We start from the raw sequence: 14,722 nt of genomic DNA, 5'->3' as shown, positions 1-14,722 counted from the left end.
CAGGAGATTGTTATGCCTCAAACTGCCACACTGATTCTGACGCACGGAAAAATTCATACTCTCGAAAAGCAAAGCCCGCAGGTAGAGGCGGTGGCGATCGCCAACGGGAAGATCCTCGCAACGGGTAGTCACGATCGGGTAATGAGCTTTGCGACCGATGGTACGCAGATTGTCGATCTGCAGGGACACACCGTGATCCCGGGTTTAAATGATTCGCACCTGCACCTCATTCGCGGTGGGTTGAACTACAACCTGGAGCTGCGCTGGGAAGGGGTCCCGTCACTGGCGGACGCACTGCGTATGCTCAAAGAGCAGGCTGACCGCACGCCGTCTCCACAATGGGTGCGGGTGGTCGGCGGCTGGAGCGAGTTTCAGTTTGCCGAACGCCGTATGCCGACCCTGGAAGAGCTCAACGATGCTGCACCGGATACACCGGTATTTGTTTTGCACCTCTACGACCGGGCGTTGCTGAATCGCGCGGCGCTGAAAGCCGTTGGCTACACCAAAGCCACACCGGATCCGGCGGGGGGAGAGATTGTGCGTGACGGCAATGGTAATCCAACCGGAATGTTGATAGCCAAACCGAATGCCATGATCCTCTATTCGACGCTGGCGAAAGGGCCAAAACTCCCGCTGGAGATGCAGGTTAACTCGACCCGCCAATTTATGCGTGAGCTGAACCGCCTCGGGTTGACCAGCGCCATCGATGCCGGCGGCGGCTTCCAGAACTATCCGGAAGATTACGAGATCATCGAGCAACTGCACGCGAACCAGCAGATGACGGTGCGTATTGCGTATAACCTGTTTACCCAGCGTCCAAAGCAGGAGCTGGAGGATTTTGAGCGCTGGACGGATATGCTCAAACCCGGGCAGGGAACCGACTTCTATCGTGCTAACGGGGCGGGGGAAATGTTGGTATTTTCGGCGGCAGATTTCGAAGATTTCCTGCAGCCGCGCCCGGATTTACCGGAAGGCATGGAAGATGAACTGGAGCGCGTGGTGCGCCACCTGGTGGAACATCGCTGGCCGTTCCGTCTGCACGCCACCTATGATGAATCGATCAGCCGTATGCTCGACGTGTTTGAGAAGGTGAACCGTGACATCCCATTCAATGGCCTGCACTGGTTCTTCGATCACGCCGAAACGATTACCGAACGCAACATCGAAAGGGTAAAAGCGCTGGGCGGTGGCATTGCCGTTCAGCATCGTATGGCATTCCAGGGCGAATATTTTATCGATCGCTATGGCAAAGAGGCGGTTAAACATACGCCGCCGGTCGCAAAAATGCTGGCGGCTGATGTACCGGTTGGTCTGGGTACCGATGCTACGCGTGTGGCAAGTTACAACCCGTGGACAGCCTTGTACTGGCTGGTATCAGGACGCACCGTTGGCGGTATGGCGATGTACGATGATAACAACCGCCTGGCGCGAGATGTTGCCCTGGAACTGTGGACCGCTGGTAGCGCCTGGTTCTCCAGCGAGCAGGGTAAGAAAGGGCGTATTGAAAAGGATCAACTGGCAGATCTGGTGGTACTGTCAAAAGACTATTTCAGTGTGCCGGAAGAAGAGATCAAAGGCATTGAGTCAGTGATGACCATTGTCGATGGCAAAGTGGTTTATGCGGCTGGACATTTCACCCCGCTAGCCCCCCCAGCGATTCCGGTTGTTCCTGACTGGTCGCCCGTTGTGAAAGTACCGGGACATTATCGTTCAGCGCCGCCAGCTGCCGCGAAGGTTGGGGCGATGGTTCAGATGCATCAGTGCTGCGGAAGCTGTGGTGTGCATGGTCATCAGCATGATATTGCGCGTAAATCAGGGATTCCGGTATCAGATGACCGGGCGTTCTGGGGCGCATTGGGATGTTCGTGCTTTGCGTTCTGATCCAGGTTCTGGCGACAGAAAATAAAAAAGGCTCGCGAATGCGAGCCTTTTTTCGATTCATGCCAATTACAGGCTGGAAACGTTTTCGGTCAGGTATTTTGCTACGCCGTCCGGAGATGCGTTCATACCTTCTTTACCTTTTTCCCACTGCGCCGGGCAAACGTCACCGTGCTCTTCGTGGAACTGCAGCGCGTCAACCATGCGCAGCATTTCGTCGATGTTACGGCCCAGCGGCAGGTCGTTAACAACCTGATGGCGAACAACGCCGTTAGCATCGATCAGGAAAGAACCACGCAGAGCAACGCCCGCTTCCGGGTGCTCAATGCCGTAGGCTTTCTGGATTTCGCGTTTGATGTCAGCAACCATTGCGTATTTCACTGCACCGATGCCGCCTTTGTCGACAGGGGTGTTACGCCATGCGTTGTGGACAAATTCAGAGTCAAAAGAAACGCCAACCACTTCAACGCCACGTTTCTGGAATTCTTCGTAACGCTTGTCGAATGCGATCAGTTCAGACGGGCAAACGAAGGTGAAGTCCATTGGCCAGAAGAACAGAACGGTGGTTTTACCGTTGGTATGCTGTTTGAAGTTGAAGTTTTCAACAATCTCACCGCTACCCAGTACCGCAGCTGCTGTGAAATCCGGAGCCTGACGAGTTACCAGTACCATATAAATTCTCCTGCAAAGTTAAGGGGTTTTGGAACGCAACGCGGGCCAGTATAGAGAGTGTTTGGGAATAAGACAAAGAGGCGCTGGCAATCAATGAGACAGGTTTTGACTATCAATGTTCGCCGGATAGTGGCCTCGCCTTATCCGGCCCTACAACACATGCTGCAATCAAAGCGTTTTACGGCGTGCCTGTTCCATCATCTGCGGGTAAAACTGCCAGAAACGTTCTTCTAACGCATCGTAATGGGTATCCAGGTCGTACCATGAATCGCGCAGGGCATCGAGACGTGGACGACGACTGGCCATCCCGTTGAGTACGTTCTGGATAAAATCCATGTCGCGATAGCGCTCAAGCCATTTCTCTGACCACATATAATTGTTCAGATTAATAAAGCGCGGCGGTGATTCTGGCAGAATAGTGGCAACCTGGGTGTGCGCGTAGCGAACAAAATCCGTCAGCGGGAAATCGGGAGAGATTTCTGACCAGTGTCGGGACAGGAAGTGATCCCACATGACGTCCAGCGTAATCGGTGCGACGCGACGCGTTTCGCTACGAAACCACGCTCTGGCTTCAAGGACTTGTGGCAGGTTATCGGTCATGACGTCGATTCGACGATGCATAAAAATGCCTTCCACCACGTCAGGCGAGTAGTGCGTTTCCGGATTACCCCGGACAAAATCCGCCAGCAGATTGCCGGAAAGCGAGCTGTCTGCTAAATGTGCTAAGTGCAGGTGTGCAAGAAAATTCATAGTTAAACGTTTATCCAGAGGGGTAAAGGTTGCAGGGAGGACGCCCCGGCACTAGACTACCCGCCTCTTATTTTAGTCTGAGTCAGTGTCATGCGCGTTACCGATTTCACCTTTGAATTACCCGATTCCCTGATTGCTCATTATCCGCAGGCTGAGCGCAGCAGTTGCCGCTTGCTGTCACTGGATGGGCCGACGGGCGCGCTGACGCACGGTACTTTCACCGATTTGCTCGATAAGCTCAACCCTGGAGATCTGCTGGTCTTTAATAACACCCGCGTGATCCCGGCACGTCTGTTTGGCCGTAAAGCTAGCGGCGGCAAGATTGAAGTGCTGGTCGAGCGTATGCTGGATGACAAACGTATTCTGGCGCATATTCGCGCCTCGAAAGCGCCGAAACCTGGCGCTGAACTGCTGCTGGGTGACGACGAAAGTATTAAAGCGACGATGGTTGCTCGTCATGACGCGCTGTTTGAAGTTGAGTTTAACGACGAACGCAGCGTGCTGGATATCCTCAACGCCATCGGCCATATGCCGCTGCCGCCGTATATCGATCGCCCGGATGAAGATGCCGATCGCGAACTGTACCAGACCGTGTATAGCGAAAAACCGGGCGCCGTCGCCGCGCCGACCGCGGGCCTGCACTTTGACGATCCGCTGTTGGCAAAACTGCGTGATAAAGGCATTGAGATGGCGTTCGTGACGCTGCACGTTGGGGCGGGGACGTTCCAGCCGGTGCGTGTAGACACCATTGAAGATCACATCATGCACTCCGAATATGCCGAAGTGCCGCAGGATGTCGTTGATGCAGTGCTGGCGGCGAAAGCGCGCGGCAATCGCGTTATTGCGGTAGGGACGACGTCAGTTCGTTCGCTGGAAAGCGCAGCGCAAGCAGCCAAAAACGACCTTATTGAACCGTTCTTCGGCGATACGCAGATCTTCATCTATCCCGGCTATCAATACAAAGTGATAGACGCGTTGGTGACCAACTTCCATCTGCCGGAATCGACGCTGATCATGCTGGTTTCCGCCTTTGCTGGCTACAAAAACACCATGCACGCCTATCATGAAGCGGTAAAAGCGGAATATCGCTTTTTTAGTTACGGGGATGCCATGTTTATCACGTACAATCCGCAGGCTATTTCTGAGCGACCGTGAGAAGGCTATCTCACTTGCCATTTTGATGGCGGGCAGTGCTCGCCATCCTCACGTACTGCATGTACGCTCCGGTGGTTGTGCGCTGGTCGCCCCCAAACTGGCTGCGCCGATTGCGCCTTCGCCAGTGGGTTAAAATATTTTTACTCCGTGGAGTGAATCCATGGGGAAAGTTTAATCATCAGACTGTCTCTCTGATGCAGGAGAAAAAATGAAATTTGAACTGGATACCACAGACGGCCGCGCTCGCCGCGGCCGCCTGGTTTTTGATCGTGGCGTAGTGGAAACACCTGCCTTTATGCCGGTCGGTACTTACGGCACTGTCAAGGGTATGACGCCGGAAGAAGTTGAAGCGACTGGCGCACAGATCATCCTTGGCAACACCTTCCACCTGTGGCTACGCCCAGGCCAGGAAATCATGAAGCTGCACGGCGACCTGCACGATTTCATGCAGTGGAAAGGACCGATCCTCACCGATTCCGGTGGTTTCCAGGTTTTCAGCCTGGGTGATATTCGTAAGATCACCGAACAGGGTGTGCATTTCCGTAATCCGATCAATGGTGATCCGATTTTCCTCGATCCAGAGAAGTCGATGGAGATTCAATACGATCTCGGTTCCGATATCGTGATGATTTTCGATGAATGTACACCGTATCCGGCTGACTGGGACTATGCTAAACGCTCAATGGAGATGTCTTTGCGTTGGGCGAAGCGCAGCCGTGACCGTTTTGATGGCCTTGGCAACAAAAATGCGCTTTTTGGCATCATTCAGGGCAGTGTTTACGAAGATTTACGTGATATCTCTGTCAAAGGTCTGGTAGATATTGGCTTTGATGGCTACGCTGTCGGCGGTTTGGCTGTCGGTGAGCCGAAAGCAGATATGCACCGCATTCTGGAACATGTTTGCCCGCAAATTCCGGCAGATAAACCTCGCTATCTGATGGGCGTTGGCAAACCAGAAGATCTGGTTGAAGGCGTGCGTCGTGGTATCGATATGTTTGACTGCGTGATGCCAACGCGAAATGCCCGTAATGGTCATTTGTTTGTGACTGACGGCGTGGTAAAAATTCGTAATGCGAAACATAAAAGCGACACCAGTCCGCTCGATGCCGAGTGTGATTGCTACACCTGTCGCAATTATTCGCGTGCTTACTTGCATCATCTTGATCGTTGCAACGAAATATTGGGCGCGCGACTCAATACGATTCATAACCTTCGTTACTACCAGCGTTTGATGGCGGGTTTACGCAAGGCTATTGAAGAGGGTAAATTAGAGAGCTTCGTGACCGATTTTTACCAACGTCAGGGTCGACCTGTTCCACCTTTGAACGTTGATTAATTTTAATAATGAGGGAATTTGAATGAGCTTTTTTATTTCTGATGCGGTAGCGGCAACAGGTGCTCCGGCGCAGGGCAGCCCGATGTCTCTGATTCTGATGCTGGTGGTGTTTGGTCTGATTTTCTACTTCATGATTCTGCGCCCACAGCAAAAGCGTACCAAAGAACATAAAAACCTGATGAACTCCATTGCCAAGGGTGATGAAGTGCTGACTAACGGTGGCCTGGTAGGTCGCGTGACCAAAGTAGCAGAAACTGGCTACATCGCTATCGCGCTGAACGACACCACTGAAGTGGTTATCAAACGTGATTTCGTAGCTGCCGTTCTGCCGAAAGGCACGATGAAGGCGCTGTAATTTATTGTTTTCCCAAAGGGAACTGCCGTGTTAAACCGTTATCCTTTGTGGAAGTACATTATGCTGGTCGTCGTTATTATCGTCGGCCTGCTTTACGCACTTCCCAACCTGTATGGTGAGGATCCGGCTGTTCAAATCACTGGCGTGCGCGGTGCCGCCGCCAGTGAGCAAACGCTGATCCAGGTCCAGAAAACGTTACAAGAAGATAAAATCACACCTAAGTCTGTGGCTCTGGAAGAGGGCGCTATTCTTGCGCGCTTTGACTCCACCGATACCCAACTGCGCGCACGTGAAGTGTTGATGGGCGTGCTGGGTGATCAATATGTCGTGGCGCTTAACCTTGCTCCGGCAACACCCCGTTGGTTGGCAGCCATTCATGCAGAACCGATGAAACTCGGTCTTGATCTGCGTGGCGGCGTTCACTTCCTGATGGAAGTGGATATGGACACCGCACTGGGTAAATTGCAGGAACAAAATATCGATAGCCTGCGCAGCGATCTGCGTGAAAAAGGCATTCCTTATACCACCGTTCGTAAAGAAGATAACTACGGTCTGAGCATCACCTTCCGTGATGGAAATGCCCGTGATGAAGCTATCTCTTACCTGAGCAAGCGTCACCAGGATCTGGTGATTTCCAGCCAGGGCAGCAATGCGCTGCGTGCGGTGATGACCGATGCGCGCCTGAGTGAAGCTCGTGAATACGCGGTCCAGCAGAACATCAACATCCTGCGTAACCGTGTTAACCAACTGGGTGTTGCTGAACCTGTTGTTCAGCGTCAGGGTGCTGACCGTATCGTCGTCGAACTGCCTGGTATCCAGGATACCGCGCGTGCGAAAGAAATTTTGGGCGCAACCGCGACGCTGGAATTCCGTCTGGTAAATACCAACGTTGACCAGTCTGCTGCGGCATCCGGACGTGTTCCGGGTGATTCGGAAGTGAAACAATCTCGTGAAGGTCAGCCAGTAGTGCTGTACAAGCGCGTGATCCTGACCGGTGACCATATTACCGACTCCACTTCCAGCCAGGACGAATACAATCAGCCGCAGGTTAACATCTCGCTGGATAGTGCAGGTGGTAACATCATGTCTAACTTCACCAAGGACAACATCGGTAAACCGATGGCGACCCTGTTCGTGGAGTACAAAGACAGCGGTAAGAAAGATGCCAACGGTCGTGCCGTGCTGGTGAAACAGGAAGAGGTGATTAACATTGCCAACATCCAGTCTCGCCTGGGCAACAGCTTCCGTATTACCGGTATCAACAACCCGAACGAAGCGCGTCAGCTTTCCCTGCTGCTACGTGCCGGTGCATTGATTGCGCCGATTCAGATTGTTGAAGAAAGGACAATCGGCCCAACCCTGGGTATGCAGAACATTAAACAGGGTCTGGAAGCGTGTCTGGCTGGTCTGGTGGTTTCAATTCTGTTCATGATCTTCTTCTATAAGAAGTTCGGTCTGATTGCGACAAGCGCGCTGATTGCCAACCTGGTATTGATTGTCGGCATTATGTCACTGTTGCCGGGGGCGACGTTGAGTATGCCGGGTATTGCGGGGATCGTCTTAACCCTTGCCGTCGCGGTCGATGCTAACGTACTGATCAACGAACGTATCAAAGAAGAGTTGAGCAACGGACGTTCGGTGCAGCAAGCCATCAATGAAGGTTATGCGGGTGCATTTAGCTCCATCTTCGATGCGAACATTACGACGCTGATCAAGGTCATCATCCTGTACGCAGTCGGCACCGGGGCAATTAAAGGGTTCGCGATTACTACTGGTATTGGTGTGGCGACGTCGATGTTTACCGCGATTGTCGGTACACGTGCCATCGTAAACCTGTTGTATGGCGGCAAGCGCGTCAAAAAGCTGTCAATCTGAGGAGTGCGATGTGGCACAGGAATATACTGTTGAACAATTGAACCACGGCCGTAAAGTCTGGGACTTTATGCGCTGGGACTACTGGGCTTTCGGCATTTCTGGTTTCCTGCTGATTGCGGCCATCATTGTGATGGGCGTGCGTGGGTTTAACTGGGGGCTCGATTTCACCGGTGGTACGGTGATTGAAATTACGCTGGAAAAACCAGCGGACATGGACGTGATGCGCGATGCGCTGGAGAAAGCGGGCTTTGTGGATCCGCTGCTGCAGAACTTCGGCAGTAGCCACGACATTATGGTGCGTATGCCGCCAACTGAAGGGGCAAACGGCGGCCAGGTGTTGGGCAGCAAAGTGTTGAGTGTGATTAACGAATCCACCAACCAGAACGCGGCGGTGAAGCGAATTGAATTCGTTGGGCCGAGCGTGGGGGCCGATCTTGCACAAACCGGTGCGATGGCGCTGATGGCGGCGCTGATCTCCATCCTGGTATATGTTGGTTTCCGCTTCGAGTGGCGACTGGCGGCAGGTGTGGTTATCGCATTGGCGCACGACGTTATCATTACGCTCGGGATCCTGTCGTTGTTCCATATTGAGATTGACCTGACTATCGTTGCATCACTGATGTCGGTAATCGGTTACTCGTTGAACGACAGTATCGTGGTATCTGACCGTATTCGTGAAAACTTCCGCAAGATCCGTCGCGGTACGCCTTACGAAATCTTTAACGTGTCATTGACCCAGACGCTGCACCGTACGTTGATTACATCCGGTACCACGTTGATGGTTATTTTGATGCTGTTCCTGTTCGGTGGCCCGGTACTGGAAGGTTTCTCGCTGACCATGCTGATCGGTGTGTCCATCGGTACGGCGTCGTCTATCTACGTAGCATCGGCGCTGGCGCTGAAGCTGGGTATGAAGCGTGAACACATGCTGCAGCAGAAGGTTGAGAAAGAAGGGGCGGATCAGCCGTCAATTCTGCCTTAATCGACGAAGAGCAAAAGAACTGGAATCCCGATCGCAAGGTCGGGATTTTTTTTGTTTGTATATCGTCACAATACTACTGACAGTATGCTGTCAGTAGTCCTGTTTTATAGTCCTCCTGAACTTACTCATTAAGGCAGGAGGATGTATGAAAAATGTCATTAACTGGTTTGAAATTCCAGTAGTGGAAATGGATCGCGCCGTTGCATTTTATGAGCCGGTGATGCAGGTTTCGCTGCGCCGGGAGAAGATGGATTGTGCCGATCTGGCGGTATTTCCGCATCAGGATCCGGCTCCCGGCGGCGCACTGGCAAAATTTGACGGAATGATACCTTCGCAGCAGGGCGCTATTATTTACCTGCATACGGACGATTTGGCGGCAACGCTCGATCGTGTCACAACGGCGGGTGGCAAATGTGTGTTTGGGCCACTTGAACTGGGGCAGGATATCGGCACGATTGCGTTATTTACCGACAGCGAAGGCAATCGTGTTGGCTTACATCAGCCTGCGTAATAATTCCTGAGAGAGAGTAAAGATGACCAGACGCGCCGACCGCTTGTTTCAGATTGTACAAATCCTGCGTGGCAGGCGAGTGACAACGGCGGCGCTGCTGGCAGAACGTCTTGAGGTTTCTGAACGCACGATTTATCGCGATATCCGCGATCTCTCTTTATCCGGTGTGCCCATTGAAGGCGAAGCGGGCAGTGGATATCGCTTAATGGCCGGATATGATCTGCCGCCGTTGATGTTAACGCAGCACGAATCAGAAGCGTTGATGGTGGCTATTCGGCTACTGAAAACATGGGGTGGGGATTCACTCTCACAGGCGCTGGAATCTGCGCAGGAAAAAGTGCTGGCGATATTGCCGCCAGAGAGTCGGCGCAGGGCCGAACAAGCGCGGATTTACGCACCTGATTTTGGCAATCAGCCGCATTCACGCCGTGCGTTCGATCTTATTCATCGCGCGGTTTCGGTGCAGCAGATTTTGGCGCTACATTATCGCGATGAGTCCGGGAATCTCTCCTGGCGAGATGTTCAGCCGTTGGGGTTATTTTTCTGGGGCGAGCACTGGCTACTGGTTGCATGGTGTGAGAATCGTGACGATTATCGCTGTTTTCGCGTTGATCGTTGTCTGAAGATCACGCCGCTCGACAGGCATTTCCGCGAATCCGCAGATCGTTCGCTAAGTGACTTTTTACGTAAAGTACGCTGTGAAGATCGGCCATAAAAAAGCCAGCGGTTAAGCTGGCTTGTCTTTGATTAATTTACTGGATTAGAAGTTGTAACCTACAACCAGGTAACCACCCCAACCGGTAGAACGAACGTTTTCATTCATCCAGTTCAGATCCGCGTTATCGTTCCACTGACCACCGTTGTGCCAGTAACGGGCAACGACAGAATAATGCCAGTGGTCATAGTTTAGCGCCAGAATGTGGCTGGAGGCGATAGAGTTGTTAGTACGCTGTTTAATGCCATTCTCAGCGTAGGCGCTCTTATCACCCAGATCGGAACCCCAGTCAAAGTTGGTAAAACCGATGTAGCTCAGGTTACCGCCCCACAGTTCGGTAATTGGTACAAAGTACTTCACTTTGAAACGGTAGCCGTCCCAATCATTTTCGTTCTCAGCACCGTAGTTCTGCCACTGGTACTTAGCGTACACGTTCATGGACAGGCTCATCGGCAAGCCGGTGTCGATGTCGGTACCCAGACCCATGTACCAGGTACTCTGGCGGCCATCTTTGTTACGACCCATGTCGTAGATGTAGTTGTTCGCGAAATACCACTCTTTGAACGGACCGAAGCTCAGGTCGGTACCGGTCAGTTTGTCGATGGAGAAACGGGGTTCGATTTCCATGAACAGCGGAGAGCCGTGGTTCCAGATACCTTTCGCATCGGTGTTACCACCGAAGAATACCGGTGCATCCATGTAACCATAGAAGTCGAACCAATCTTTCTTGGCAAACGCTTCGTATTCCAGGTAGGTATCGTTACGGAGCTGCGGTCCGAAGCGAGTGTGGTAGCTACCCACAACGTTAACGCTCTGATGCCACCAGTCGGAAAGATATTGCGGTTTGTCATTTTCTGCCGCGTTTGCAACAGTAAATGACGAGGAGAGCGCCAGCACTGCACCGGCTGCAAGTAATGTTTTTTTCATATGTATGCCACTGTTTGAAATCCCTTTCGGGAGTGAAAAAGGCGCAAATTGCGTTTCTAAATATTTCGTATTTCTTCGGAGCCTATTATAAAAATCATTGTTCACAAAAATATGTCTTGTTTCACAGTTCTATCATTCACGTAATCGATTGCGTTCACGTTTGCGTACTTTAGGCGGCGAATTGTACTGGCTCCAGTGAATGTTGCCAAGTTTTACCAGAAATATCGTTTATGTCAGAGGAGTAACAAAATGAGGTGGGCTGGTGTTGCGGAACGCACAAAAACGTTCCGCAAAAAGTTTATTGGCTAACAGGCTGGATGTCGTGGATGCGAATAAAACCTAACTGGTCAGGAGACAGTCCGTTTAACTGCAACGGAATGTCTACATCGCTGGGGGCAAGGATACTCGCCGGGGCGTTTATCAACTGATTCTGTACATTCACTTCCTGGTAGTTGTCTGTGGTGCCCTGAATCTGTCCGTACTCTACAGTACCGCTAAAGGCAGGGAGCGGGGTATTCGATTCCCCCTGAATACGCAGTGTCAGGCGCGTTCCAGCCGCATTTGGCGCAATATTCACCAGAGACATACGCAATGTGCCGATCTGACTATCCAGCCGGGCAGGCGTTTTGGAACCGGGTAGCAGGTAGGCTCCGCTGGTCGATTTTGCATTCAACATATTTTGTTGCGTAATTTTTACCGTTTCCTGATTCAGCTGCGTCATCTCCTGGCTCAACGTACTAACGCTTTGATGCATCTGGCGTACTTCGCTTTGCTGTGCACAGGCGCTGAGGCTAAAGAGGCTTCCCACCAGGAGAATTCTTAGGTAACGTCTTGTCATTGTGATTACTTCCTTCATTGTCGCGATAGCATAATGGTAGTGTGCGCAGAGCTCGAAGGCATCGATCCTTTGTCTCAAAAGCGCTCCGCCTTTGTTGTCACGCCAGTTCAGGGTAAAATAGATTTCTGCGAACCACTAAGGTACAGGACGCCGTATGCATTGCCCATTCTGTTTCGCCGTAGACACTAAGGTAATTGACTCTCGTCTTGTAGGCGAGGGCTCTTCGGTACGCCGCCGCCGACAGTGTCTGGTCTGTAACGAACGTTTCACCACCTTTGAGGTGGCTGAACTTGTTATGCCGCGCGTTGTAAAAAGCAACGATGTGCGTGAACCCTTTAATGAAGAGAAGCTGCGTAGCGGCATGCTCAGAGCACTTGAAAAACGTCCGGTCAGCGCAGATGACGTCGAAATGGCGTTAAACCATATAAAATCACAGCTGCGCGCGACAGGCGAACGTGAAGTGCCGAGTAAGATGATCGGCAACCTGGTGATGGAGCAGTTGAAAAAGCTCGATAAAGTCGCCTATATCCGTTTTGCTTCGGTTTACCGGAGTTTCGAAGATATCAAAGAATTTGGCGAAGAGATCGCTCGCCTACAGGACTAAGCCATGCAGGATGAATTGTACATGGCGCGAGCGTTGAAGCTTGCTGCGCGCGGACGTTTTACTACTCACCCCAATCCCAACGTGGGCTGTGTGATTGTTAAAGATGGGGAAATCGTTGGTGAGGGGTATCACCATCGCGCGGGCGAGCCTCATGCCGAAGTCCATGCTCTGCGTATGGCGGGAGAAAAAGCACAGGGGGCAACCGCCTACGTTACGCTTGAGCCCTGTAGTCATCATGGTCGCACGCCGCCGTGCTGCGATGCGCTGATCGCCGCCGGTGTGACGCGTGTTGTTGCCGCTATGCAGGATCCTAATCCACAGGTCGCTGGCCGCGGGCTTTATCGCTTGCAGCAGGCGGGCGTTGACGTCAGCCATGGCCTGATGATGAGCGAAGTTGAGCAACTCAATAAGGGCTTTCTCAAACGGATGCGTACCGGATTCCCCTACGTCCAGCTCAAGCTGGGGGCCTCGCTTGATGGCCGCACGGCAATGGCCAGTGGTGAGAGCCAGTGGATCACCTCGTCGCAGGCACGTCGCGATGTTCAGCGCCTGCGTGCGCAAAGTCATGCCATTTTAACCAGCAGTGCCACGGTACTGGCGGATGACCCTCAGCTTACCGTCCGTTGGGAAGAACTGGGGGAATCAACCCAGGCGAGTTATCCGCAGGAAAATCTGCGTCAGCCGATCCGTATTGTACTTGATAGCCAAAACCAGGTGACACCGGCGCATCGTATTGTGCAACAGCCCGGAGAAACCTGGATTGTCCGTACCCAGGACGATCCTCGCAGCTGGCCGGAAACGGTTCATAGCCTGAAGGTTCCGGAACATAACGGGCATCTGGATCTGGTGGTGTTGATGATGCAGTTGGGCAAGCAGCAAATTAACAGTATTTGGGTTGAGGCGGGGCCAACACTTGCAGGTGCGTTATTACAGGCCGGCGTGGTGGATGAGCTAATCGTCTATGTTGCGCCTAAACTGTTAGGGAGCGATGCCCGAGGATTATGTGTGCTTCCAGGCCTTGAGAAACTGGCTGACGCCCCCCATTTCAAATTCAACGAAATACGCCATGTAGGTCCGGACCTTTGCCTGCATTTAGTGGGCGCATGATCTCCCGGTTCGAAAGGGAAGCAGCGCACAGATTATTATGATAAAATCCGCCCCCCTGCGGGGTCTAGTGAATCCGAAGGAAGAATATGAACATTATTGAAGCTAACGTTGCTACCCCGGACGCTCGCGTCGCCATCACCATTGCGCGTTTCAACAACTTTATCAATGACAGCCTGCTGGAAGGTGCGATCGACGCCCTGAAACGTATTGGTCAGGTTAAAGATGAAAATATTACCGTCGTTTGGGTTCCAGGCGCGTATGAGCTGCCGCTGGCGGCTGACGCACTGGCAAAAACCGGTAAATATGACGCGGTGATTGCGTTAGGTACGGTGATCCGTGGCGGTACCGCACACTTCGAATATGTGGCTGGCGGTGCAAGCAATGGCCTGGCGCATGTCGCTCAGGACAGCGGCATTCCGGTAGCCTTCGGTGTTCTGACCACCGAAAGTATTGAACAAGCCATCGAACGTGCTGGCACCAAAGCCGGCAACAAAGGCGCAGAAGCTGCACTGACTGCGCTTGAAATGATTAATGTATTGAAAGCCATCAAGGCCTGATTTTTGTAAGGGGAAATCCGTGAAACCTGCTGCTCGTCGCCGCGCCCGTGAGTGTGCCGTCCAGGCGCTCTACTCCTGGCAGTTGTCCCAGAACGACATCGCTGATGTTGAATACCAGTTCCTGGCGGAACAGGACGTAAAAGATGTCGACGTTCTGTATTTCCGTGAACTGCTGTCCGGGGTGGCGACTAACAGCGCGTACCTGGATGGACTAATGAAGCCTTACCTGTCTCGCCTGTTGGAAGAGCTGGGTCAGGTAGAAAAAGCCGTGCTGCGTATTGCGCTGTTTGAACTGTCTAAGCGTAGTGATGTGCCGTATAAAGTGGCCATTAACGAAGCGATTGAACTGGCGAAAACCTTCGGCGCTGAAGATAGCCACAAATTCGTCAACGGCGTACTGGATAAAGCAGCACCTGTGATTCGCCCCAACAAAAAGTGATCCCGAGGCCGGCTGGATGGT

16 protein-coding genes are annotated in these 14,722 nt (G+C 52.5%); 12 read left to right on the top strand and 4 right to left on the bottom strand.

Going from position 1 to position 14,722, the window contains the following annotated elements; genetic code table 11:
* The first annotated feature begins 12 nt into the window (after window positions 1–12).
* Window positions 13–1,881 carry an amidohydrolase gene (locus tag OGX95_RS05040; protein WP_286628523.1) on the top strand — a complete coding sequence of 623 codons (1,869 nt, stop codon included), beginning with the start codon at window positions 13–15 and terminating at the stop codon, window positions 1,879–1,881.
* A gap of 66 nt (window positions 1,882–1,947) precedes the next feature.
* On the opposite strand, the gene OGX95_RS05035 is transcribed toward OGX95_RS05040, so the two are convergent.
* Window positions 1,948–2,550, bottom strand: coding sequence for a peroxiredoxin (locus OGX95_RS05035; RefSeq protein ID WP_003021524.1), 603 nt, complete (start codon window positions 2,548–2,550; stop codon window positions 1,948–1,950).
* A gap of 168 nt (window positions 2,551–2,718) precedes the next feature.
* Window positions 2,719–3,300 carry an ACP phosphodiesterase gene (gene acpH, locus OGX95_RS05030; protein ID WP_286628522.1) on the bottom strand — a complete coding sequence of 194 codons (582 nt, stop codon included), beginning with the start codon at window positions 3,298–3,300 and terminating at the stop codon, window positions 2,719–2,721.
* Between the two features lie 90 nt (window positions 3,301–3,390).
* Between acpH and queA the strand changes: the two genes are divergently transcribed.
* The 7 genes from queA to OGX95_RS04995 all read left to right on the top strand — a co-directional run bounded on the left by queA (window position 3,391) and on the right by OGX95_RS04995 (window position 10,229).
* On the top strand, window positions 3,391–4,455 hold the full coding sequence (queA, locus tag OGX95_RS05025; protein WP_286628521.1) for a tRNA preQ1(34) S-adenosylmethionine ribosyltransferase-isomerase QueA: 1,065 nt from the start codon (window positions 3,391–3,393) through the stop codon (window positions 4,453–4,455).
* Window positions 4,456–4,663: 208 nt separating this feature from the next.
* Window positions 4,664–5,791, top strand: a complete 1,128-nt coding sequence (gene tgt, locus OGX95_RS05020) for a tRNA guanosine(34) transglycosylase Tgt (RefSeq protein ID WP_045440480.1) — start codon at window positions 4,664–4,666, stop codon at window positions 5,789–5,791.
* A gap of 22 nt (window positions 5,792–5,813) precedes the next feature.
* On the top strand, window positions 5,814–6,146 hold the full coding sequence (gene yajC, locus OGX95_RS05015; RefSeq protein WP_002890398.1) for a preprotein translocase subunit YajC: 333 nt from the start codon (window positions 5,814–5,816) through the stop codon (window positions 6,144–6,146).
* A 27-nt stretch (window positions 6,147–6,173) separates the two neighbouring features.
* Entirely contained in the window at window positions 6,174–8,021 is a 1,848-nt protein-coding gene (gene secD, locus OGX95_RS05010) for a protein translocase subunit SecD (protein ID WP_137384646.1), read from the top strand.
* Between the two features lie 10 nt (window positions 8,022–8,031).
* Window positions 8,032–9,003 (top strand): protein translocase subunit SecF, encoded by a 972-nt coding sequence (gene secF, locus OGX95_RS05005; protein ID WP_137384645.1) that lies wholly within the window; start codon window positions 8,032–8,034, stop codon window positions 9,001–9,003.
* Window positions 9,004–9,148: 145 nt separating this feature from the next.
* A complete protein-coding gene (locus tag OGX95_RS05000; RefSeq protein WP_286628520.1) occupies window positions 9,149–9,514 on the top strand; it encodes a VOC family protein in 366 nt (121 codons plus the stop codon).
* A 22-nt stretch (window positions 9,515–9,536) separates the two neighbouring features.
* The gene (locus tag OGX95_RS04995; protein ID WP_286628519.1) at window positions 9,537–10,229 is read left to right on the top strand and encodes a helix-turn-helix transcriptional regulator; all 693 of its coding nucleotides are present in this window, start codon (window positions 9,537–9,539) and stop codon (window positions 10,227–10,229) included.
* Between the two features lie 45 nt (window positions 10,230–10,274).
* Here the strand turns inward: OGX95_RS04995 and OGX95_RS04990 are convergent, their stop codons facing one another.
* Window positions 10,275–11,156 carry a nucleoside-specific channel-forming protein Tsx gene (locus OGX95_RS04990; RefSeq protein ID WP_271454028.1) on the bottom strand — a complete coding sequence of 294 codons (882 nt, stop codon included), beginning with the start codon at window positions 11,154–11,156 and terminating at the stop codon, window positions 10,275–10,277.
* Window positions 11,157–11,454: 298 nt separating this feature from the next.
* Complete coding sequence (locus tag OGX95_RS04985; protein ID WP_286628518.1) at window positions 11,455–11,994, bottom strand: SadB/YajI family lipoprotein; 540 nt, start codon at window positions 11,992–11,994, stop codon at window positions 11,455–11,457.
* Between the two features lie 154 nt (window positions 11,995–12,148).
* Between OGX95_RS04985 and nrdR the strand changes: the two genes are divergently transcribed.
* From nrdR to nusB, 4 genes are all read left to right on the top strand, one after another.
* Window positions 12,149–12,598, top strand: a complete 450-nt coding sequence (gene nrdR, locus OGX95_RS04980) for a transcriptional regulator NrdR (RefSeq protein ID WP_003021571.1) — start codon at window positions 12,149–12,151, stop codon at window positions 12,596–12,598.
* A gap of 3 nt (window positions 12,599–12,601) precedes the next feature.
* The gene (gene ribD / locus OGX95_RS04975; RefSeq protein WP_286628517.1) at window positions 12,602–13,705 is read left to right on the top strand and encodes a bifunctional diaminohydroxyphosphoribosylaminopyrimidine deaminase/5-amino-6-(5-phosphoribosylamino)uracil reductase RibD; all 1,104 of its coding nucleotides are present in this window, start codon (window positions 12,602–12,604) and stop codon (window positions 13,703–13,705) included.
* An 86-nt stretch (window positions 13,706–13,791) separates the two neighbouring features.
* Entirely contained in the window at window positions 13,792–14,262 is a 471-nt protein-coding gene (gene ribH / locus OGX95_RS04970; RefSeq protein ID WP_003021575.1) for a 6,7-dimethyl-8-ribityllumazine synthase, read from the top strand.
* Between the two features lie 19 nt (window positions 14,263–14,281).
* Window positions 14,282–14,701, top strand: coding sequence for a transcription antitermination factor NusB (gene nusB, locus OGX95_RS04965; protein WP_000801129.1), 420 nt, complete (start codon window positions 14,282–14,284; stop codon window positions 14,699–14,701).
* The last annotated feature ends 21 nt before the right edge of the window (window positions 14,702–14,722 follow it).

This window comes from Citrobacter sp. Cu233 (genome assembly GCF_030332225.1).
Classification (GTDB): domain Bacteria; phylum Pseudomonadota; class Gammaproteobacteria; order Enterobacterales; family Enterobacteriaceae; genus Citrobacter.
This window is presented reverse-complemented; position numbering and strand designations above follow the sequence as displayed.